We start from the raw sequence: 19004 nt of genomic DNA, 5'->3' as shown, positions 1-19004 counted from the left end.
CGTCTCACTGGGTCAGGGCCTCGGCGATCAGTTCCTCTTCCGCCTCCGCCAGCATGATCTCGGTCGCCCCGCCGGGCGAGCGTTCCTTGCCGATCTCCAGCAGGATGGGCACCGAGAAGGGCGAGAGGTGGTCGAGCGGCGCATGCCGGATGCGCCCCTGGATACGTTCCAACAGCCCGCCGAGACGCGCCACGTCGATGAGGCCGGTCGCCGCATCCGCCCGCGCGCACTTCAGCAGCAGGTGGTCCGGCTCGTGCCGCCGCAGCACGTCATAGATGAGGTCGGTGGAGAAGGTGATCTGGCGCCCGGTCTTCTGCTGCTCGCCCGGGAAACGCCGCTCGATCAGGCCCGCGATGACCGCGCAGCCCTTGAAGGCGCGCTTCATCATGAAGCTCTCGGCCAGCCACGCCTCCAGGTCGTCGCCCAGCATGTCCTGGGCGAACAGCTCGTCGAAATCGAGGCCGTCCATCGGCTTCAGCGCCCAGACGGCCATGGCGTAGTCGTTGCAGACGAAGCCCAGCGGACCGACGCCGGCCCGCTCCAGCCGCCGCGTCAGCAGCATGGCGAGCGTCGTGTGCGCCAGCCGCCCCTCGAAGGGGTAGCAGACCAGGAAGTGCCGCTGTCCCTTCGGGAAGGTCTCCAGCAGCATCTCGTCCTCGCGCACGATCAGCGAGCGGTCCTTCTGGGCGCCCAGCCATTCGCACACGTCGGTCGGCAGCACCTTCCAGTGCTCCTCGTTGAACATCAGCTGGCGCACGCGCTTGGCGAGGTAGGTGGAGAGCGCGAATTTCGAGCCGCCCCAGGAGGGCATCTTCGGGTCGCGGTCGTTGGCCGGCCGCACCAGGACGTCGAGGTTGGTGACGCCTTCCAGCGACCAGGTCTGGCCCGCGAAGACGAAGGTGTCGCCGGGGTCCAGCATTTCCAGCATTCCCTCCTCGACCTCGCCGATCTTGCGCCCGCCGCGCCCGGCCCGGCCGGCGATCCTGACCGACAGCACGGCCGGCGAGACGATGGCGCCCACGTTCAGCCGGTGCCGCTGGGCGGTCTGCTGGTTTCGCACCCGCCAGCGGCCGTCTTCGCCCGGCACGATCCGGCGGAAACGGTCGTAGGTCTTGAGCGCATAGCCGCCGGTGGAGACGAAATCGACCACCTGCTCGAAGTCCTCCCACGGCAGGTCCCGGTAGGGCCCCGCCGTCCGCACCTCCTCGTACAGCTCCAGCATGTCGAACGGCTCGGAGCAGGCGCAGCCCATGACGTGCTGGGCCAGCACGTCCAGCGCGCCGACCCGGGGCGGGTCGCCGTCCAGCCGGTTCTCGGCGATCGCCTCCCGCGCGGCCTGGCACTCCAGCATCTCGAAGCGATTGGCGGGCACGAAGAGGGCGTGGGACGGCTCGTCCAGCCGGTGGTTGGCGCGCCCGATCCGCTGCACCATCCGCGACGCGCCCTTGGGGCTCGCCAGCTGGATGACGAGGTCGACGTCGCCCCAGTCGATGCCGAGGTCCAGGGTCGAGGTGCAGACCACGGCCCGCAGCTCTCCGCGCGCCATCGCCGCCTCCACCTTCCGCCGCTGCTCCGCGGCGAGCGAGCCGTGGTGCAGGGCGATCGGCAGGCCGTCCTCGTTCAGCCGCCACAGCTCCTGGAACGCGAACTCGGCCTGGAAGCGGGTGTTGACGAAGACCAGTGCGATCCGCGCCTTGCGGATCGCTTCATAGACCTCGGCCATGGCGTGCTGGGCCGTATGCCCGGCCCACGGCACCCGGCCCTCCGACAGCAGGATGTCGACATGCGGCTCGGCGCCCGGCGGGCCGAGGACGAGGTCGGCCAAGGCCCCCTCCGGCGTCTTTGCGACGGAGGAGGAGCGCTCCTCCCCCGTGCGGACGGGGGAGGGGGACCGCGAAGCGGTGGAGGGGGCGTCTGCCACGAGATCGGCCCGATGCACGCCCATCCACCGCTGGATCACCGCCGGATCGTCCACCGTCGCCGACAGTCCGACCCGCCGCATGTCCGGCGCGAGCTGCTGCAGACGCGCGAGATCGAGCGCCAGCAGGTCGCCCCGCTTCGACGAGTGCAGGGTGTGGATCTCGTCGAGGATCACGCACTTCAGGTCCTGGAAGAACAGCCGCGCACCCTCCCAGGCGCAGAGCAGCGCCAGCTGCTCGGGCGTGGTCAGCAGGATGTCGGGCGGCTTCACCCGCTGCCGCTGGCGCCGCGCGATCCCCGTGTCGCCGGTCCGGCTCTCGGCCACCACCGGCAGGCCCATCTCCAGGATCGGCGCGTTGAGGTTCCGCTCCACGTCCACCGCCAGGGCCTTCAGCGGCGAGATGTAGAGGGTGTGCAGGCCCCGCGGGCTGTTGGCCGGCGGCCGTTCGGAAATCTCGATCAGGCTGGGCAGGAAGCCGGCCAGCGTCTTGCCGCCGCCCGTCGGCGCGATGAGCAGGGCGTCGCGGCCCTGCCGGCCCTTCTCCACCATCGCGAGCTGGTGCGCGCGCGGTCGCCAGCCGCGGCGCTCGAACCAGGCGTCGAACCTCGGAGGCAGCAGGGCAGGGGCGGCGGCGTCGGCCATCGGATGCGCTATAGCATGTTCCCGCTTCGTTTCGCCCCGATTTCAGCGCGGCCGAAGGCCGGGACCCGTCGGGCCGTCGCGCAGTCCGCGCCTCTCCCGAATCGAACTGTGGATTCGCAACCGGCGGGGGCTGACTCCCGCGTCATTGTTCCCCTTATGTTCGCACTTGCCAGCCAGTGGAGGAGCGAGCGGATGACAGTCCTGACCTACAAGGTCGAACGGTTGAAGGGGCCCACGGCGGAGGGCGGCGAGACGCTGTCGCTGTTCATCCGGCCGGGACGGGTGCGCGGGCCGTGGAAGTGGTTCCGGCCCGAGGAGGTGCCGCCGTTCGAGGGCGACGCCGCCTGGTTCGAAATCGAGCGCAAGCGGGGGGCGTGGATCTTCTTGCGGCAGGTGGAGGGCCGTTAGCCGACGGCGGCGGCGCTAGCGGCCGGCTTCCTCGCCCGCCTCGCCGAGTTCCGGGTGGTTGCGGACGAGCTGGGCGCGGTCGGCGGCGAGCTGGTCCCAGTGCTCGGCCATCTCCAGGAGCTGGCGACGCTGCTCCTCGGAATCCATCGCCGCCGCGAGCGCGCGGCACTCCTGGGCGTGGGCGCGGTACTCGGACGCTTTCTTCATCGAACATGTTATGCGACGGGGGCGCGGTCGACCGCAAGCGGGGCCGTGGCGCGGCTGTCCAGCTGCGCGAGTTCCGCCGCCCGGCGCCGCGCGCGGGCCTCGGCGCTGTTGGTCAGCGCCCAGCGCAGCCCGCGGCCCAGCGCGTTCAGGCCGAGGCGGGCGGTCAGCCGCCGCGCGGGCGAGAGGCGGAAGCCGTGCATCCGCGCCGCCCAGTCGGGCAGCAGGTCGCGGGCGGCGTCGAAGGCCAGCGCCATGGCCGGCGCCGCAGCCCCGCTCGGCGGCTTCTGCGAGAGCAGCGCCCGGGCGACCTCGCGCGTGCGGTGGTCGTAGCGGAGCTGGCCGCGCACCCGGCGGAAGTAGGCCTCGACCTCGGCGCGGCTCTCGGGGACCTCGACGGCGCCCAGCCGCCGGGCGATCTCGGCCGTCTCGCGCAGGTAGCGGTCCTGCTCGGCCGGCGGGAAGGCGGGATCGACGTAGCGCAGGTAGGCGGCCAGGAAGCTGGAGACCTCGGCCACATGGACCCAGGTGAGCAGGTCCGGGTCGTCGGCGGAATAGGGCGTTCCGTCCGGCAGGGTTCCGCGGACCTTGGCGTGGATGGCGCGGACGCGGTCGATGTGGCGCTGCGCCTCGGCCCGGTCGCCATAGGTGGTGCCGGCGATGAACAGGGCGGTGTTGCGCAGGCGGCCCGTCATGTCGCCGCGGAAGTTGGAGTGATCCCAGACGCCGGCGAGCGCGCCGGGATGCAGCATCTGGACCAGCAGGGCGGTGATGCCGCCGGCCATCATCGAGGCGAGGTCGCCGTGCACCTTCCAGCAGGCGCTGTCGGGACCGAAGAAGCCGGTGTCGGCGCGGTTGCGCTCGACGGTGTCGTCGCCGGTGCCGCCCACGAGGCGGCGGACCTGGTCGACGACGGCCTGGCGGAGGTGGGAGCCTGGAGCGGACATGTCCTGCCAAGATAGTCACGCCGGCCGGCGAGCAAAGCGTCGCCGCGCGCCCGCCGCAATCGTGATGTGGGCTGCACGCCGTTCCGGTGTAGGAGTTCCGTCATGATGCTTTCGCGGACGGCGATCGGTGTGGCGGCGGCGCTGTCCCTGGCGGGGGCGGCCCAGGCCGGCGAGGACGGGCCGATGGCGACGGCGGGCGCGAGCGGCGCCCCGCCCGTGGCGACCGCGGACGCGGCCCGCGTGGACGCATCCGCCCCGCAGGCTCCGGCGCGGCCGCTGAGCACCGCCGAGCAGATCGACGCCTTCATCAAGGGCTCGCCCGCCGCGGCGCCCTCGCCCGACGAGATGGCGGCCATAGATGAGGGCCTCGAGCCCGACCGGCAGGTGCACGGCTCGGTGGAGGTGGGCGTCGGCACGCACGGCTACCGCCACGGCCGCGTCGAGGCGCACTATCCCGTGGGCAAGACCGGCCAGGTCAGCATCGCCGTGGGCGCGACCCGCGGCCGTGGGCTGTATGTGGGACCGTACGGGCCCTTGGGCGGACCCTTTGGCGGCCCCTGGGACGAGCCCTGGTAGGCTACTTGCGTCCCGAGATCACGACGCCGGCGAGCAGCGCGACGATGAACACGCTGAACATGGCGACGATGGCGTAGACGAACGGTGCGGCGTCGGGGTTCATGGCCGGGCTCCTTGATCGAGGGCGCGAGTTTCGCGCCGGAGCGCGCCGCAGCCCTTGATCGGGATCAATCCGGCGCGTCGCAGGCCTGGATGTCGGCGGGCCTGGGCCTCTGGCCCGGCGCCGGGGGCTCGAACACCGCCAGATAGCCCACCCCGCCCCGCAGGCGCTGGAAGTCGACCATGCGATAGCCCACCGCCCCGAACTCGCATTCCAGCAGGCCGGGCGGCACGCCGTGGGCCTGGGTCGGCCGGTCGATGTCGATGACGCCGACGCGGCCGCCGGGCTTCAGCGCCGGGGCGAGGTTCCAGAGCAGGGCGTAGGGGTTGGCGATCTCGTGGTACATGTGGACCAGGATCGCGCGGTCGACGGCGCCCGGCGGCAGCTTCGGATCCTCAGGCGTCCCCACCACGATCTTCACATTGGCCAGCCCCCGGCGCTCGGCCTCGCGCTTCAGGCCGGCCACATAGGCCTCGTTGATGTCCTCGGCATAGACGGCGCCCTCCCGGCCGACGGCCGGCGACAGGCGCAGGGTGTGGTAGCCGGAGCCCGCCCCGATGTCGGCCACGGCCATGCCCGGCGTGATCTGCAGGCCCCGGATGAGCTGGCCGGACTCGTCGGCCGCATCGCGATCGGGCCCCGAGCTCCAGGTGTCGGTGACGGCGGGCGCCACCGGCCGGTCGGGGGCGGGGAAGCCGCCCGGGCTGCGGGCGGGCGCGGCGGCGGCGCCGTTCCCGCCCGGCGGCTCGGAACAGGCGGCCAGCGCCAGGAGCGCTGCGGCGAGGGAAACGGCGTGAATCTGCATCGGGGCTTTGTGTCTTTGCCCCAGAACTTAGGGCGACGGGAGCCGTTTGACACCCTTGCCGCCGCGCCAGCCTCAAACGCTGCGCGGCCGGCCGCCCTCAGCTCTCGCCGCGGTAGAGCGCCTTCGTCTCGGCGGCCAGGCCTTCCAGGCTCTCGGGCGGATCGGTGAACTTCCGCACGATCACCGTCATGCCGCCGCCGCTCCCGCCCCCGCCGCCGGCCCAGTCCAGCTCGTCCACGTCCTGCGGCCGCACCGGCCCGAACCGCCCCGGCGCCACGGCGCGCACGAACCACCGCTCGTGCTCCAGCCGCACGCGCACCGCGTGCGCCGTCTGCGGCGTCACCGCGCGTGCGGTCTCCAGGCTCTCCTCGCACACCGTCTCGGCGCAGATGTCCCGCGCCAGCCGGATCGAGCGGTCGAAGTCCGGCTCCCGCTCGCGCCAGCGATAGACCGTCGACTTCCCCGGCATCCGCGGATCGCGGCAGATGCGGTACAGCGGCTCGCCCTCGCACAGCCGCGCGAAGATCTCCCGCGCCGTGTCGGGACAGAACCCCACATTGGCCGGGTCGTCCGCCGCCGCCGCCTCCCGCGCCAGCGCCAGGGCCCGCCCGAACGGCGCCCGGGTCTTCGCCCACACCGTCACCGTATTCGCCGACGGCATCCCCGCCTCGGCGCAGATCACCCGCAGCGGCTCCCCCAGCGCCACGCGCCCCAGGATGCGCCGCGCCAGCGCCGCGGAGAACTTCACGTACGCCCGCGACCGCAGCGCCTGCTTGGCCGTCAGGCGCGCGCCATCCTCCGCCGACGCAAACGCGCCGCCGCCATCCCCGTCCGTCATCGAACCAGGCCTCTCGTCAGATTGTCAGGAAGGCCCCGCCGCCCGCGCGGGCGCACGCATCAGAGCCTGCCCGAACTCTCCCACAAACGCGCGCGCAAGTCAAGAACAAAGACGGAACATCGGCGGCGGGTCCGCTCCTCCCCTGCGCAGCGGGGGAGGGGGACCCTCCGAAGCCGCAGGCGAAGGAGGGTGGAGGGGGCGTGCGGCCCGCGCTAGCTTGGCCGTGGCTTAGGGGGAATATGATGATTGGCCTTGTCACGGCGCTCGCGCTCGCGCTCGCCCAGGCGGACGTCCCCGCCCCGCCCGCGGCGGAGCCGCTCCCGGTGGAAGGGCGCGACTGGGTTCGCCGGCCATCGGCGCGCGATGCCGCGATGGTCTATCCCCGCGGCCACAAGCGCGAGCAGGACGCCGGCGCCGCGTTGGTTGAGTGCAAGGTCGAGGCGGCCGGCACGCTCGCGAACTGCCAGGTCCTGGCCGAACAGCCCGAAGGCCAGGGCTTCGGCGACATGGCGCTCAAGCTGGTCCCGAAGTTCCGGCTGAAGAAGCAGCTGAAGGACGGCCGCCCCACCGAGGGCGGCTCCGTCCGCATCCCCATGGGCTTCCGGCGCTTCTGACGGTCAGGCTCGCCAGCCCCGCTCACCCTCCCGGTGTCATCCCGGAAAGCGCGTCCCGCGCTTGTCCGGGACCCATAAGCGCCGGATCGCGGAGGCTTCGCGCCGCCTGCCAGCGCCGATGGGTCCCGGTCTTCGCCTGCGGCGAAACCGGGATGACACCGAGGGGGAAGCGCCGGATTTCGCCGCGACAGGCGCTAACGCCGCCCCAGCCGTCATCCCCGGGCTCGTCCCGGGGATCCAGACCCGCCGGCCGCGCTCCAGCCCGGCGCAGGCGTGCGCGTCTGGATGGCCGGGACAAGCCCGGCCATGACGGAGGGAAAAGGGAGGAGGCGAGGGCATCCTTCAGGATGCCATCCGTCCTCAAGTCCATGGCGGCCCACAAGCTTCGCCCTCATGGACGCGCGCAACGGCCGCCGGCCATGTACTGCTTTCCGCGCTTCAGGAGTTCGATGCGGTCACCCGGCCAGCACGTCGATCCCGTCGGCAGGAACAGGGTCCGGTCGCCGTCCTCCGTCCGCACGCGCGCGACGATCTGCGGGCCGCTTTCGTTGGCCGACACGTTGACCGTGAGCACCCGCCCATAAGCTCGCTCGGCCGGTCCGAGGCTCGGCCGGACAATCACCAGCACGACCCCGAAGATCGCGACCACCAACCCGGCGGCCAGGATCAGCCCCGGCCAGTGCAGGTCGCCTGCGGCCGCCGCCAGCCGCATCCGCAACAACAGATCTGATCGCCCCGGCTGCAAGCCCCGCCCCCGTCGCATCGCCAGCGACGCCATTGAGCCTCAAGTGCATGGCGGCCCACAAGCCTCGCCCGCAGGCCGGGTCAAGGCCGGGCGAAGTCCGCGCCTTGAGGCGTCCCCCTGGAGTTCCTGTGGACAGGGGAACATTGGAGCAACTTCCGGTTGACCCGCGTTCGGTGAACTGGCACCTGCATCACAGGGGGGCACACGATCTGGTATTAGGTGGACCTTGTGACGACAAAATGCGGGGTTGCGACCGCGTTCATCGGCCGCCGAGCGGCGGAGAACGTGCTACATGCCATCCGATACGCCGGCGAGGTTGGCCGCCCGATCAACGCCCATGTGACAATCAACTTCGCGACCCTCGGGATCGGCGACGATGCCGCGGGCGCCGTCTTCCGGGACCTACAGGCTCGGCTCTCAAGGTGGTGGCGCTATGAGCGTGCGAAAGGACGCGACCTCGGCCCGCTCCTTGGCGTGCATAGCCACGCGAACCCGGCGGGAAGCCGTCATGTCCACTGGATGACGCACCTACCGGCGAGCATCCGCGGCGAGTTCGAGGCCAAGACGGCCCGGATGCTGCGCAAGATCACTGGCGTGGACGATCTAAAGGACGCGCTGCACGTGGGCGATGTCGAGACGCCCGGCAGCCTCGCGAAGTACATCCTCAAGGGGATCGATCCGGCTTACGCGGGCTACCTGCATATCAAGCCTGCCAACGAGGGCATTGTGAGCGGGCGACGTACGGGCGCGAGCCGGGCCATCAGCCGTGCCGCGCGCAAGGCCGCTGGTTGGAAACGGAAGAAGTCGGAGCGGCGATAACGCCGCCCCGACTTCACCGCAAGTTGTGAACCGTAGAATAGCCGCTGTCGGATGAAGCGATGTGGCTGACTCCGATCATCACGGATGATGATCCGCCAAAGGCGGGATGAGTTTCTGAACATCGGGGTTCTCCCATGCCACGTGGGAAGCGGTATATCCGTGGCGTAGTCTTGATTGAGCTTCCCCGATATTTAGCTTTGGCGATCAGGTCGCCCCCTCCACCCCGCAGCTGGGCGGAAAAAGCGTGACTATTATGCCGCTTCTGTGGCCATAATCTCGGGCGCAGGGCGGCAGCGCAGCCAAGTGCGCTACCAGGCTGCGGCGGGCTATTGAACACGCCTCGCGCGTATCACGTCGTGACGGCAGGATTCCGGCAACGAGTCGGACGCCCACACACCATGTTCCAGTTCGCCTGTTCACTGGACGCCCCCGCCATCACGGCGGTTGGTGCATTGGGCCTCGCCTCGCTGGTCTGGTGGATAAGGCGGAAGAAGTGACCGCCTACCACTCGCCGCCCTCTTCGTAGTCGTTCGGATCGAAATCTGGTTCTGGCTGCGCGTCGGCGTCTTCCGGTTGCCCCTGCTCACGGCGACGTACGCGAGCGGCGAACCCGGGGTAGCGAAGCTGCCCGGTGGCAAACTGGTCTAGGAGATCGCGGTACTTGTTGAACCGAGCGCGGGCTTCGTCGGCCCTCGCTGGTACGGTCTCCGCAATGAACTTTAGCAGGCGGTCGTTGGGTTGGTTGCCGGTTCGAATGTCGTGATAGCCGAGCAAGTCCTTTTGAGCGGCTTGCTTGGCGAGTTCGGCGTCAGCGCTGGGATAGAGCTGATTATAGTTTTCGAATAAGAGCGCCCCGCACGCTTCCAGTAGGCGGAATGTCACATAGGGGATGCGGCGGGCGATCAGAACCGGCACGGAGTCAGACGCTAGCGCCTTTTGGATCAGCTCCTTGACCTCGCCGCGGTCGGGGTAAATCCACTCGCGAATGTTCTTCGCCTCAATGCCGATGCTCCCGGCCGTGCCGTGGAACGCGAGGAAGTCGAACCGCTTGTCGCCCGGCATCTTCTTGCCGGAAAAGCGCAGCGGCGGTTCCTCCTTCTTGTACAAGGTACTGGCCTTAAGCACCGCAGACGAGGCGAATTGTTAGCCACCGATGCGCGCAGGTTGCTCGCGCGTCCGAAGGAGACCTTGCGCTCGACGCGGACGCTCCGAATGTCGCCCAAGCGTCACGAGCGGATGGCGCGACGCCCCCTACCATACCCAGTTCCCCTTCCGTTCGCCGCCTCGCTCCAGTAACCTCCGCGGGTGACTCTCCCCCCCGCCGCCCTCGATCTCGCCCCGGCGCTTGTCGTCCTGCCGGGCCCCCGCGCGGCGGTGGCGGACGCCGGCGCGACGCGACCCCTCCGCGCCCCGGACGCCCGCGACCTCTTCGAGTCCGCCCCCGTCCTGCTGGCCCATGCGGCGATGACGGCGCGCAGGCTCGGCCTCCACGCCCCGCCGCGATCCCCTCGCATCTTCGACGCCCTGGAGCTCTTCGCCTTCGTCCGCCCGGCGAAGTTCTGCGCCCCCTCCGCCGCCGGCCTGGCGCTCGCCCTGGGCCTGCCCGAGCCCAAGGGCGCTGAAGCTCAAGCCAGCGCGCTCCGCGAGGCCTGCCGCCTGCTGCTGGCCGAGCTGGCGCTGACGCCCGAGCCCTCCCGCGAGGAGGCCCTGGCGGTGGCCGAGACCCTGGCGCGCGCCGGCTGGCCGTGGGGCTCGGCGGTGATCGGCGCCCTGCGCTCGGCGCCGGCCGGCAACCAGTTCCGCAGCTCGGGCCTCGACGTCTGGATGCGGCTCACCGAATGGGAGGCCGAGGCGCCGCCCGGCGAGGCGGGGTCGAAGCCGATCGATCCCCAAGGCTCCGCCGACCGGCTGAAGACCCTGCTGGGCCGCTCCGGCCTCGACGAGGCGCGGCCCGCCCAGGCCGAGCTCGCCACCGAGGCCGCCTTCGTCTTCCAGCCGCGCGAGCGGGAAGGGGAGCCGCGCATGATGCTGGCCGAGGCCGGCACCGGGATCGGCAAGACGCTGGCCTATCTCGCGCCCGCCTCGCTGTGGGCCGAGACCAACGGCCCGGCCGTCTGGGTCTCCACCTACACCCGCGCCCTCCAGCGCCAGATCGAGCGCGAGAGCCGATCCATCTTCGAGGACGACAAGGTCCGGGCGAAGAAGGCGGTGGTCCGCAAGGGCCGCGAGAACTACCTCTGCCTGCTGAACTTCCAGGACCAGGCCAACACCGCCCAGCTCGGCGGCGGCGACCTCGTGGGCATGGCGCTGGCCGCCCGCTGGGCGCGCGCCACCCGCGACGGCGACATGACCGGCGGCGACTTCCCCGCCTGGCTGCCCACCCTGTTCTACGTCGCCCCGGCCCAGCAGGCCTCGGCCGCCAACCTCGTCGACCGCCGCGGCGAATGCATCCACGCCGGCTGCCAGCACTACCGCGCCTGTTTCGTGGAGAAGGCGATCCGCGGCTCGCGCCGGGCGGACATCGTCATCGCCAACCACGCGCTCGTCATGACCCAGGCCGCCTTCGACGGCGCCCGCGCCGCCCGGGGCTCCAAGGCCGACAGCGAGACCAGCCAGCTCAAGCGCATCGTCTTCGACGAGGGCCACCACCTGTTCGACGCCGCCGACAGCGCGTTCTCGGCCGCTCTCTCGGGCGCCGAGGCCGCCGAGATGCGCCGCTGGATCCGCGGGCCCGAGGGCCGGGGGCGGCGGGGCAGGGGCCTCGAAGCGCGCCTCTCCGACATCCTGGGCGACCGCGACGGCGCCCGCCAGACCCTGCAGGACGCCATCCACGCCGCCTCCGCCCTGCCGGGCGAGGGCTGGTCGGGCCGCATCGCCCCGCCCAACGGCGAGGTGAACCCGATCGGGCCCATCGAGGGCTTCCTGGTCGCCGTGCTGGAGCAGCTTCGCGCCCGGGCCCAGAGCTCGGACATCGGCATGGAGTGCGCCGCCCGCCCGGCGCTGGACCTGGTGCGCGAGACCGCCCGCGAGGCCGCCGCCGCGCTGGCCCGGGTGGAGGCGCCGCTGCTGGCGCTCGCCCGCGCGCTCGAGGATCTGCTGGACGAGGAGGCCGCCACCCTCGGCGGCTCGGAGCGCGCCCGCATCGAAGGGGCGCTGCGGGGCCTCGACCGCCGCGCCCGCATGACGCTTCCGGCCTGGCGCTCCATGCTGCGCGCCATCGACGAGGACGCCGAGGACGACCCCGACTTCGTCGACTGGTTCGACGCCACCTTCCTCTATGGCCGGGTGGTCGACGCCGCCTGCCGCCGCCACTGGGTCGACCCGACCGAGCCCCTGACCAACGCCGTCATCAAGCCGGCGCACGGCGTGCTGGTCACTTCGGCGACGCTGGCCGATCCCACGCTGGAGGACCCCTTCGCCCTGGCCGAGATGCGCACCGGCGCCGCGCGCCTGCCCGACCGGCCCAAGACGCTGAAGCTCGCCTCGCCCTTCGACTACGCCGCCAATGCGCGCGCCCTCGTCGTCACCGACGTCGGCCGCGACGACGCCCGCCAGGTCGCCGCGGCCATGCGCGAGCTGTTCCTGGCCGCCGGCGGCGGCGGCCTTGGCCTCTTCACCGCCATCCGCCGGCTGAAGGCCGTACACGAGAAGATCGCGGGTCCCCTGGCCGACAAGGGCCTCGCCCTCTACGCCCAGCACGTCGACCCGCTGGAGGTGGGGGCGCTGGTCGACATCTTCCGCGCCGAACAGGACGCCTGCCTGCTGGGCACCGATGCGGTGCGCGACGGGGTCGACGTGCCGGGCCGGTCCCTGCGCCTGCTGGTCTTCGACCGCGTGCCGTGGCCGCGCCCTGACATCCTGCACAAGGCCCGCCGCACGCGGTTCGGCAACAAGAGCTACGACGACGCCATCGCCCGGGGCCGCATCGCCCAGGCCTTCGGCCGCCTGATCCGCCGGGCCGACGACCGGGGCGTCTTCGTCATGCTGGACGCGGCCGCGCCCACCCGCCTGTTCTCGGGCCTGCCCGAAGGCGTCGAGCTCCAGCGCGTGACGCTCGTCGAGGCCATCGAGCAGGTGGCCGAGTTCCTGAGGCCGGCGCTCAAGGATGGATGACGCCGCCCGGTTCGCGGAGGCCGTGGCGCTGCAGCAGGCCGGACGCCTGGCCGAGGCCGCCGCCCTCTACGAGGACATCGCGGCCCGCGTCGCAACCTTGAACCTCGCGCGCAACCTCGGCGCCTGCCTGCTGGAGCTCGGCCGGTTCGACGCCGCCGCCCACTGGCTGGGCCTCGCCCACCAGCGCCTGCCCGACGACGCCGGCATCGAGCTCTCGCTGGCGGAGGCGCTGCTGGGCGCCGGCCGCTACGCCGAGGGCTGGCCGCACTTCGAGGCCCGCGTCCGCGCCCATCCGTCCGAGACCAGCCGCTTCTCAGGGAGCGCGCCCGAGTGGCGGGGCGAGCCGCTGGCCGGCCGCGACGTGGTCGTGGTCCACGAACAGGGCCTGGGCGACCAGATCATGTTCGCCCGGTTCGCGCCCCTGCTGAAGGCGCGGGGCGCCGGGCGAGTGACGCTCTCGTGCCATGCGGCGCTCGCGCCGGTCTTCGCCGGCCTTGCCGGCGTCGACGAGGTGATCGGGCTTGCCCCCGGCGATCAGGCCCGACTGCCCGACGACGTCGCCTGGGTGCGCTGCATGTCGCTGGCCGGGCGGCTGGGCATGACGCCCGACACCTTGCCGGGCGAGCCCTACCTGCATGCGGCGCCCCGCCCGGTGGACGCCCGCATCGGCGTCGCCGTCGCCGGCAATCCCAAGAACGCCCGGGATGCGCACCGCTCGATGCGCGGCGCGGCGGCCGAGGCCCTGCTCGCGCTCCCGGACGCCATCAGCCTGGAGCCCGCCGACGCCGGGCCTCTGCCGCAGACCGCCGAGATCATCGCCGGCCTCGACCTCGTCGTCTCGGTGGACACCGCGCTCGCCCACCTGGCCGGCGCGCTGGGCAAGCCGGTCTGGGTGCTGCTCTCCGACGTGGGCCAGGACTGGCGCTGGATGCGCGGCCGCGACGACAGCCCCTGGTATCCCTCCGCCCGCCTCTTCCGGCAGCCGCGAGGGGGCGACTGGGACGCGGTGGTGGCGGACGTGCGCCGCGCCCTTTCCTAGGCCAGCGCGCGCTCCAGCCCGTCCAGGATCATCGTCCAGCCGCCGCGGTTGGGCTCGGCCCATTCCGCCGGCACGTCGTCGTTGGTCAGGGTCAGCAGGCAGCCGTCGCCGTCGGGCTCGATCTCCACCGTCACCCGCGTGAAGCCGGGGTCGAACTGCGGCACGCCGAAGGTGAAGACCAGCCGCCGGGGCCGGTCGATCTCCAGGTATTCGCCGACATGCTCGATGTCGCCGCCGTCCGGCATGTGCTCGTCGTTGGGCGGGCGGCGGTCGACGATGGTGTAGCGGCCGCCCACCCGGGCATCGATCTCGCAGCGCACGACCTCGCCGGTGGCCGTCGTGAACAGGAAGCGCCGCGCCAGCTCCGGGTTGAGCCAGGCGTCGAACACCCGCTCCGGCGGGTGGGCGTAGCGGTGGGTGACGGTCACGCTAGGCATCGTTCAGCACCTTCTCCAGTTCGGTGAGCGCGCGGCTCCAGAGCTTGCGTTGCTGGGCGATCCACTGCGCCGCCTCGTCCAGCGGGGCCGGGTCCAGCGCCAGGAAGTGCTCGCGCCCCTCGACCCGTCGCGTCACGAGGCCCGCCCGCTCCAGCATGCGGATGTGCTTGGAGACCGAGTTCAGGCTGATCGGGAACGGCTTGGCCACGTCGGTGACGCGCGCCTCGCCCGTGGCCAGCCTCGCCAGGATCGCCCGCCGCGTCGGATCGGCCAGGGCCGTCATCGTCTGATCGAGCATATTCACCTCAGAGGGTGAATATCGGCGCCGAAAAAAGGCGGCGTCAAGCGCCGCCTCCGGTCCTCAGCCGCCCCGGCGCTGCTGCATCGCCTTGAACGCCGCCTCCAGCTCGGCCGCCGTGACCTTGCCGTCCTTGTCGGCGTCGACCAGGTCGAATCGCTCCGCCGGCCGCCCCGCCGCCACCCACTCGGCCTTGGAGACCGACCCGTCCTTGTCGGTGTCCCAGCGGGCCACGATGTCGGCCGGCGAAGGCATCTGCGCCTGAGCGGCTCCGGCAGCGGCGGCCAGCACGGCCGCGAGGATGAGAGTGCGCATCGAAGTCTCCGTTGTTGAGGCTGCGAGCAAGCGCCGCCTGCATTGCAACGCTATTTCGAGATCGTGTCCGGTTTGCGGTGACGCCCGCGCCCCGCTATCGAGCCGCCATGAAGACTCTCGGCCTCATCGGCTTCGGTCAGTTCGGCCGCCTCGCCGCCGGCATCCTGAAGGATCGCTTCGCCGTACTGGTCTCCGACCATGCCCCCGACGCCGCCGAGCAGGCCCGTGCGCTGGGCGTCGGCTTCGGCTCGCTCGAGGACGCGGCGGCGCGGGACGTGGTCGTCGTCGCCGTGCCGGTTGCGGCCATGCGGGAGGTCTTCGCCGCCATCGCCCCGCACCTGAAGCCGGGCGCACTCGTGGTCGACGTAGGCTCGGTGAAGATGCTTCCGGCCCAATGGATGACCGAGCTGCTGCCGGCGCATGTCGATATCGTCGCCACCCATCCGCTGTTCGGCCCGCAGTCAGTGGCCCGCGACGGCCTGCCGGGCCTGCGGTTCGTGGTCTGTCCGGTGCGCGGCGACCGCTACGAGCGGGTGGCCGCGCTAGGCCGCGAGCTGGGTCTCGCCGTGACGGTCACCACGCCCGAGGAGCACGACGAGGAGATGGCCTACGTCCAGGCGCTGACCCACCTGATCGGGCGGTCCCTGGTCAACCTCGGCATCCCGGACGAGCGGCTGGCCACCCAGTCCTACCAGCACCTGCTGGAGCTCTGCGGCCTGATCGGCGCCGACACCTTCGAGCTCTTCACCGCCATCCAGACCCAGAACCCGCACGCGCCCAAGGTGGTCGAGGCGTTCGTCCAGGAAGCCCGCAGCCTGCTGGATCAGGTCGCCGCCCGGCGCCGCTAGCGCAGGAACTCGGCCAGCGCGTCGGTCACGGCGCGGTTGTGCTCTTCCAGCCCGATGGTGATCCGCACGTGGTCCGGCAGGCCGTAGTTGCCGACGCCGCGCACCAGCAGGCCTTTCGACGCCAGGAAGGCCTCGGCGTCCTTCGCCGTCCGCCCCGGCGTCTTCGGGAAGCCCACCAGCAGGAAGTTCGCCGCCGACGGCAGCACGATTTCCAGGCCCAGGCCGCCGAGTTGCTGCGCCAGCCACGGCCGCCACTGCTCGACATGCGCGATGGAGCGATCCTGGAATTCCACGTCGCGCAGCGCCGCGATGGCCGCGAGCTGGCCCGGGATCGAGATGTTGAACGGCAGGCGGATGCGGTCGACGGCCGCGGCGATCTCCTCCGGGGCATAGCCCCAGCCGACCCGCAGCGCCGCCAGCCCGTGCAGCTTCGAGAAGGTGCGCGTCACCACCACATTCGACTGCGTACGGGCGTAGTCCAGGCCGTCGTTGAACGTCCGGTCCTTGCAGAACTCGGAGTAGGCGCCGTCCAGCACCAGCACCACGCTGGGCGGCAGCGACTGATGCAGGCGGACGATCTCGTCGAACGGGATCCAGGTGCCGGTCGGGTTGGCGGGGTTGGCGATGAAGACGAGCCGGGTGCGCTCGTCGACGACCTTCAGCACCTCGTCCACGTCGATGCGGTAGCCGGGCTCCTTCGCCGTCCGGACCTCGGCCTGGCAGGCCCGGGCGCCGATCGCATAGGCGGCGAAGCCGTACTCGCCTTGGACGATGTTGTCTCCGGGCTCCAGGAACACCTGGTTCAGGAGCTGGAAGACCTCGTCCGAGCCTTGGCCGAAGATCAGCCGCTCGGGCTCCAGCTTGAAGTCCTCGGCCACCGCGGCCCGCAGCAGGCTCGTGCGGCTGTCCGGATACATGTGGAGCTGGTCGGCGGCACCGGCATAGGCCTCGCGGGCCTTGGGGCTGGAGCCCAGGATGTTCTCGTTCGCTGACAGCTTGATGGGGTTCTCGACGCCCTCGGCCTTGGCCTTGCCGGGCACGTAGGCGTGGATGTCCATGATCCCGGGCTTCGGCACGGGGCGGCCCGCGCGGGAACGGTCGTTCGGGAGTTCGGAGGAGTCGGCCATGGCGGCCGCCTCTTACACGTCCAGCGGTCCCGGCGCAGCCCCGATCACGCCAGACAGCCGTCCCGGCGCGCGGGCGAGACGCGGGTCATCGGCTTGGTAGTAGCCGGCGAGTGAGAACAGCTTCAGGCCGCCGCTTTCCACCAGCAGCTCGGCCGCCACGCCGTCCTGGCCCAGCGCGGTCTCGACGGCGGCGGCCGGTCCCGGCGCGTCGGTGACCCAGAACGTGACGTCGTCGCCGGTGGGCTCGACCTCGACCTCAGCCACGGCGAGCGCGTCCATCGGGCCCCAAGCATTGAGGCAGGGCAGGGCGGCGAACACCTTCAGCTTCGGCTCCGCCAGCAGCCGCCCCCACCAGGCGCTGTCGCGGGAGAGCGCCAGCACCGCCACGCCGCCAACTTGCTTGGCGTCGGCGATGGCGGCTTCCGCCTTCTCCACCTGCCGCATCGGCGGCGCGGCGCCGAACCGCAGCCGCGCCAGCTCCGCCGTGCGGCCCGGGTCCTTGCCGCCCCAGACGCTGATCCGGAACGGGCCCTGCAGCGCCAGGCTCTCGGCCATCAGTTCGCGCCACACCCGCACCACCAGGCTCGGGCTCGCCGCGGTGCGCGGGGCGGCGACCAGCTTGCGGACGATCTGCGCTTCCCGGCCCGGCCGCAGGCCGAACTTGCCCGCATCGCCCGCAGCCGCCTTGGCCGCCGCCACCGCACGCGCCAGCCCCGCCCGCTCGTCGAGCAGGCGCAGCAGGTCGGCGTCGATGGCGTCGATGCGCGCGCGCACCTCGTCCAGCGACGGCGCGGCGGCTCCAGCCTTTGGCGCGGGCTTCGCGGCCATAATCTCCCCCGAAATCGAGGCCAGCCGGTTAGGTCATTGCGGGCGGCGGCGCAATAGGCCGCGACGCCGCAATAAAGTTGCAGGTGAAACCTTGGGCACGCGCTGCGCGCTGATCCCCCGATGAAGCGTCCCACCCCGGCCAGCCTCAAGCGCGTCACGCCGGAGAACCTCGCCCGCCTGGGCCCCACCCGCCTGGCCGAGCTGCTGGCCGAGGTCGCCGAGAGCCGCGCCGACCTCAAGCGGCGCCTGCGCATGGAGCTTGCGGCCGAGCAGGGGCCCGAGCATCTGCTGGCCGAGATCGACCGCCGCCTGACGCTGATCGGCGGCTCCCGTTCGAACGTTTCCTGGCGGCAGCGGCCGGCCTTCGTGCGAGACCTCGACGGCTTGCGCGGCCTGATCGCCGGCCGGTTGGCCGAGCTGGACGGTCCGGCCGCTCAGGACCGTATCCTGCGGGTCCTGGCGTTGGCGCCCGGCGTAGCCCGCCGCGTGCGCGACAAGGAGGGCGCTGTCGCGGCGGTGTTCGCCCGCGCGGCGGAGGACGCCGGCCGCCTGCTCGCCGCCGCCGACGCCCACGAGGCGGGCGCGAGCCTCGCCGAGGCGATCGCGGAAGCGCCGTCAGCCTGGTCGGAGTGGTTGGCCCTCGCGCTCCCGGCTGCGGGCCCCGACGTCGCGCGTGCGGCGCTCGCCGGCCTACACGCCCGATCCGGGCCGGCCTGGACGACGATCCGGCGTCGCCTCGCCGACGGGGCGGGCGATCTCGATGCCTACCGCGCCACCTTCACCGCCGAGGCGCTGAAGACGCCGGCCGTGGCCGCCGATCTCGCCTCGCGCCTGATGGACGCCGGACGCCTTGAGGAAGCGCGCCAGGTCCTCGAGGCCGCCGCGCAGCCCGGCCTGTTCCGCCGCGCGCGCGGCGGCCGCCCCGAGCCGGACTTCGACTGGGAGAGCGCCTGGATCGACTACCTCGAGCACTCGGGCCAGAGCGACGCAGCGCAGGAAGCGCGCTGGACGTCCTTCGAACGCACCCTCTCGGCGGCCCGTGCAAAGGCCTTCACCGCCCGCCTGCCGGACTTCGCCGACGTGGAGGCCGAGCATCGCATCTTCGCGCTCGCCGCGGAGGCCCCAGACCCGGTGAAGGGCTTAGGCTTGCTGATCGACTGGCCGGCCTTCCCCGAAGTGGTCCGCATGATCGAGGATCGGGCAGACGAGCTGCGCCTGTCGCCGGAGGACGCCGAGCGCTGGTCGGCGAAGCTGCGGGTCCGATACCCCAAGGCCGCCCACACCCTGCTGCGCCGTGCCGCCGCCGAGGCGTTCCGCCGTCGGGAGTTCGCGACCTGCGACCGGCTCACCAAGGCCGCCGACGCGCTCACGCCCTGATCG

General features: G+C 71.9%; 20 protein-coding genes. 8 read left to right on the top strand and 12 right to left on the bottom strand.

The window, feature by feature from the left end:
• Positions 1–4: 4 nt before the first annotated feature.
• Entirely contained in the window at positions 5–2563 is a 2559-nt protein-coding gene (locus ACO2Q0_RS18105; RefSeq protein ID WP_423352934.1) for a ligase-associated DNA damage response DEXH box helicase, read from the bottom strand.
• A gap of 192 nt (positions 2564–2755) precedes the next feature.
• On the opposite strand from ACO2Q0_RS18105, the gene ACO2Q0_RS18100 reads away from it, so the two are divergent.
• Positions 2756–2971 (top strand): hypothetical protein, encoded by a 216-nt coding sequence (locus tag ACO2Q0_RS18100; RefSeq protein ID WP_423352933.1) that lies wholly within the window; start codon positions 2756–2758, stop codon positions 2969–2971.
• A gap of 15 nt (positions 2972–2986) precedes the next feature.
• On the opposite strand, the gene ACO2Q0_RS18095 is transcribed toward ACO2Q0_RS18100, so the two are convergent.
• Both ACO2Q0_RS18095 and ACO2Q0_RS18090 read right to left on the bottom strand, forming a co-directional pair.
• Entirely contained in the window at positions 2987–3178 is a 192-nt protein-coding gene (locus tag ACO2Q0_RS18095; protein ID WP_423352932.1) for a hypothetical protein, read from the bottom strand.
• Positions 3179–3186: 8 nt separating this feature from the next.
• Positions 3187–4122 (bottom strand): oxygenase MpaB family protein, encoded by a 936-nt coding sequence (locus tag ACO2Q0_RS18090; RefSeq protein ID WP_423352931.1) that lies wholly within the window; start codon positions 4120–4122, stop codon positions 3187–3189.
• Positions 4123–4224: 102 nt separating this feature from the next.
• Between ACO2Q0_RS18090 and ACO2Q0_RS18085 the strand changes: the two genes are divergently transcribed.
• On the top strand, positions 4225–4698 hold the full coding sequence (locus ACO2Q0_RS18085) for a hypothetical protein (RefSeq protein WP_423352930.1): 474 nt from the start codon (positions 4225–4227) through the stop codon (positions 4696–4698).
• Positions 4699–4865: 167 nt separating this feature from the next.
• On the opposite strand, the gene ACO2Q0_RS18080 is transcribed toward ACO2Q0_RS18085, so the two are convergent.
• A complete protein-coding gene (locus tag ACO2Q0_RS18080; protein ID WP_423352929.1) occupies positions 4866–5603 on the bottom strand; it encodes a class I SAM-dependent methyltransferase in 738 nt (245 codons plus the stop codon).
• Between the two features lie 97 nt (positions 5604–5700).
• Positions 5701–6441, bottom strand: a complete 741-nt coding sequence (locus tag ACO2Q0_RS18075) for a hypothetical protein (RefSeq protein WP_423352928.1) — start codon at positions 6439–6441, stop codon at positions 5701–5703.
• Positions 6442–6683: 242 nt separating this feature from the next.
• On the opposite strand from ACO2Q0_RS18075, the gene ACO2Q0_RS18070 reads away from it, so the two are divergent.
• Complete coding sequence (locus ACO2Q0_RS18070) at positions 6684–7055, top strand: TonB family protein (protein WP_423352927.1); 372 nt, start codon at positions 6684–6686, stop codon at positions 7053–7055.
• A gap of 391 nt (positions 7056–7446) precedes the next feature.
• On the opposite strand, the gene ACO2Q0_RS18065 is transcribed toward ACO2Q0_RS18070, so the two are convergent.
• On the bottom strand, positions 7447–7833 hold the full coding sequence (locus tag ACO2Q0_RS18065) for a hypothetical protein (protein ID WP_423352926.1): 387 nt from the start codon (positions 7831–7833) through the stop codon (positions 7447–7449).
• 186 nt (positions 7834–8019) lie between these two features.
• On the opposite strand from ACO2Q0_RS18065, the gene ACO2Q0_RS18060 reads away from it, so the two are divergent.
• Positions 8020–8619: a hypothetical protein gene (locus tag ACO2Q0_RS18060; RefSeq protein ID WP_423352925.1), complete on the top strand. Its 600-nt coding sequence runs from the start codon at positions 8020–8022 to the stop codon at positions 8617–8619.
• 501 nt (positions 8620–9120) lie between these two features.
• Here the strand turns inward: ACO2Q0_RS18060 and ACO2Q0_RS18055 are convergent.
• Positions 9121–9726: a hypothetical protein gene (locus ACO2Q0_RS18055; protein WP_423352924.1), complete on the bottom strand. Its 606-nt coding sequence runs from the start codon at positions 9724–9726 to the stop codon at positions 9121–9123.
• Between the two features lie 198 nt (positions 9727–9924).
• Here ACO2Q0_RS18055 and ACO2Q0_RS18050 point away from each other — a divergent pair, with 198 nt between their 5' ends.
• Together ACO2Q0_RS18050 and ACO2Q0_RS18045 are read left to right on the top strand one after the other, a co-directional pair.
• Positions 9925–12732, top strand: a complete 2808-nt coding sequence (locus ACO2Q0_RS18050) for an ATP-dependent DNA helicase (protein ID WP_423352923.1) — start codon at positions 9925–9927, stop codon at positions 12730–12732.
• Positions 12725–13771 (top strand): glycosyltransferase family 9 protein, encoded by a 1047-nt coding sequence (locus ACO2Q0_RS18045; protein WP_423352922.1) that lies wholly within the window; start codon positions 12725–12727, stop codon positions 13769–13771. Before ACO2Q0_RS18050 ends, ACO2Q0_RS18045 begins: the two co-directional genes overlap by 8 nt.
• Here ACO2Q0_RS18045 and ACO2Q0_RS18040 read toward each other — a convergent pair.
• The 3 genes from ACO2Q0_RS18040 to ACO2Q0_RS18030 all read right to left on the bottom strand — a co-directional run bounded on the left by ACO2Q0_RS18040 (position 13768) and on the right by ACO2Q0_RS18030 (position 14821).
• Positions 13768–14208 carry an SRPBCC family protein gene (locus ACO2Q0_RS18040; protein WP_423352921.1) on the bottom strand — a complete coding sequence of 147 codons (441 nt, stop codon included), beginning with the start codon at positions 14206–14208 and terminating at the stop codon, positions 13768–13770. The genes ACO2Q0_RS18045 and ACO2Q0_RS18040 overlap by 4 nt on opposite strands.
• On the bottom strand, positions 14201–14506 hold the full coding sequence (locus tag ACO2Q0_RS18035) for an ArsR/SmtB family transcription factor (protein ID WP_423352920.1): 306 nt from the start codon (positions 14504–14506) through the stop codon (positions 14201–14203). Before ACO2Q0_RS18035 ends, ACO2Q0_RS18040 begins: the two co-directional genes overlap by 8 nt.
• A 63-nt stretch (positions 14507–14569) precedes the next feature.
• On the bottom strand, positions 14570–14821 hold the full coding sequence (locus ACO2Q0_RS18030; protein ID WP_423352919.1) for an EF-hand domain-containing protein: 252 nt from the start codon (positions 14819–14821) through the stop codon (positions 14570–14572).
• Positions 14822–14928: 107 nt separating this feature from the next.
• Between ACO2Q0_RS18030 and ACO2Q0_RS18025 the strand changes: the two genes are divergently transcribed.
• Complete coding sequence (locus ACO2Q0_RS18025; RefSeq protein WP_423352918.1) at positions 14929–15669, top strand: prephenate dehydrogenase/arogenate dehydrogenase family protein; 741 nt, start codon at positions 14929–14931, stop codon at positions 15667–15669.
• On the opposite strand, the gene hisC is transcribed toward ACO2Q0_RS18025, so the two are convergent.
• Positions 15666–16796 carry a histidinol-phosphate transaminase gene (gene hisC, locus ACO2Q0_RS18020; protein ID WP_423352917.1) on the bottom strand — a complete coding sequence of 377 codons (1131 nt, stop codon included), beginning with the start codon at positions 16794–16796 and terminating at the stop codon, positions 15666–15668. The genes ACO2Q0_RS18025 and hisC overlap by 4 nt on opposite strands.
• 12 nt (positions 16797–16808) lie before the next feature.
• On the bottom strand, positions 16809–17624 hold the full coding sequence (locus ACO2Q0_RS18015; RefSeq protein ID WP_423352916.1) for a chorismate mutase: 816 nt from the start codon (positions 17622–17624) through the stop codon (positions 16809–16811).
• Between the two features lie 120 nt (positions 17625–17744).
• On the opposite strand from ACO2Q0_RS18015, the gene ACO2Q0_RS18010 reads away from it, so the two are divergent.
• Positions 17745–19001 carry a DUF6880 family protein gene (locus ACO2Q0_RS18010; protein ID WP_423352915.1) on the top strand — a complete coding sequence of 419 codons (1257 nt, stop codon included), beginning with the start codon at positions 17745–17747 and terminating at the stop codon, positions 18999–19001.
• Positions 19002–19004 lie beyond the last annotated feature (3 nt).

This window comes from Phenylobacterium sp. VNQ135 (assembly GCF_049445735.1).
Classification (GTDB): Bacteria; Pseudomonadota; Alphaproteobacteria; order Caulobacterales; family Caulobacteraceae; genus Phenylobacterium.
This window is presented reverse-complemented; position numbering and strand designations above follow the sequence as displayed.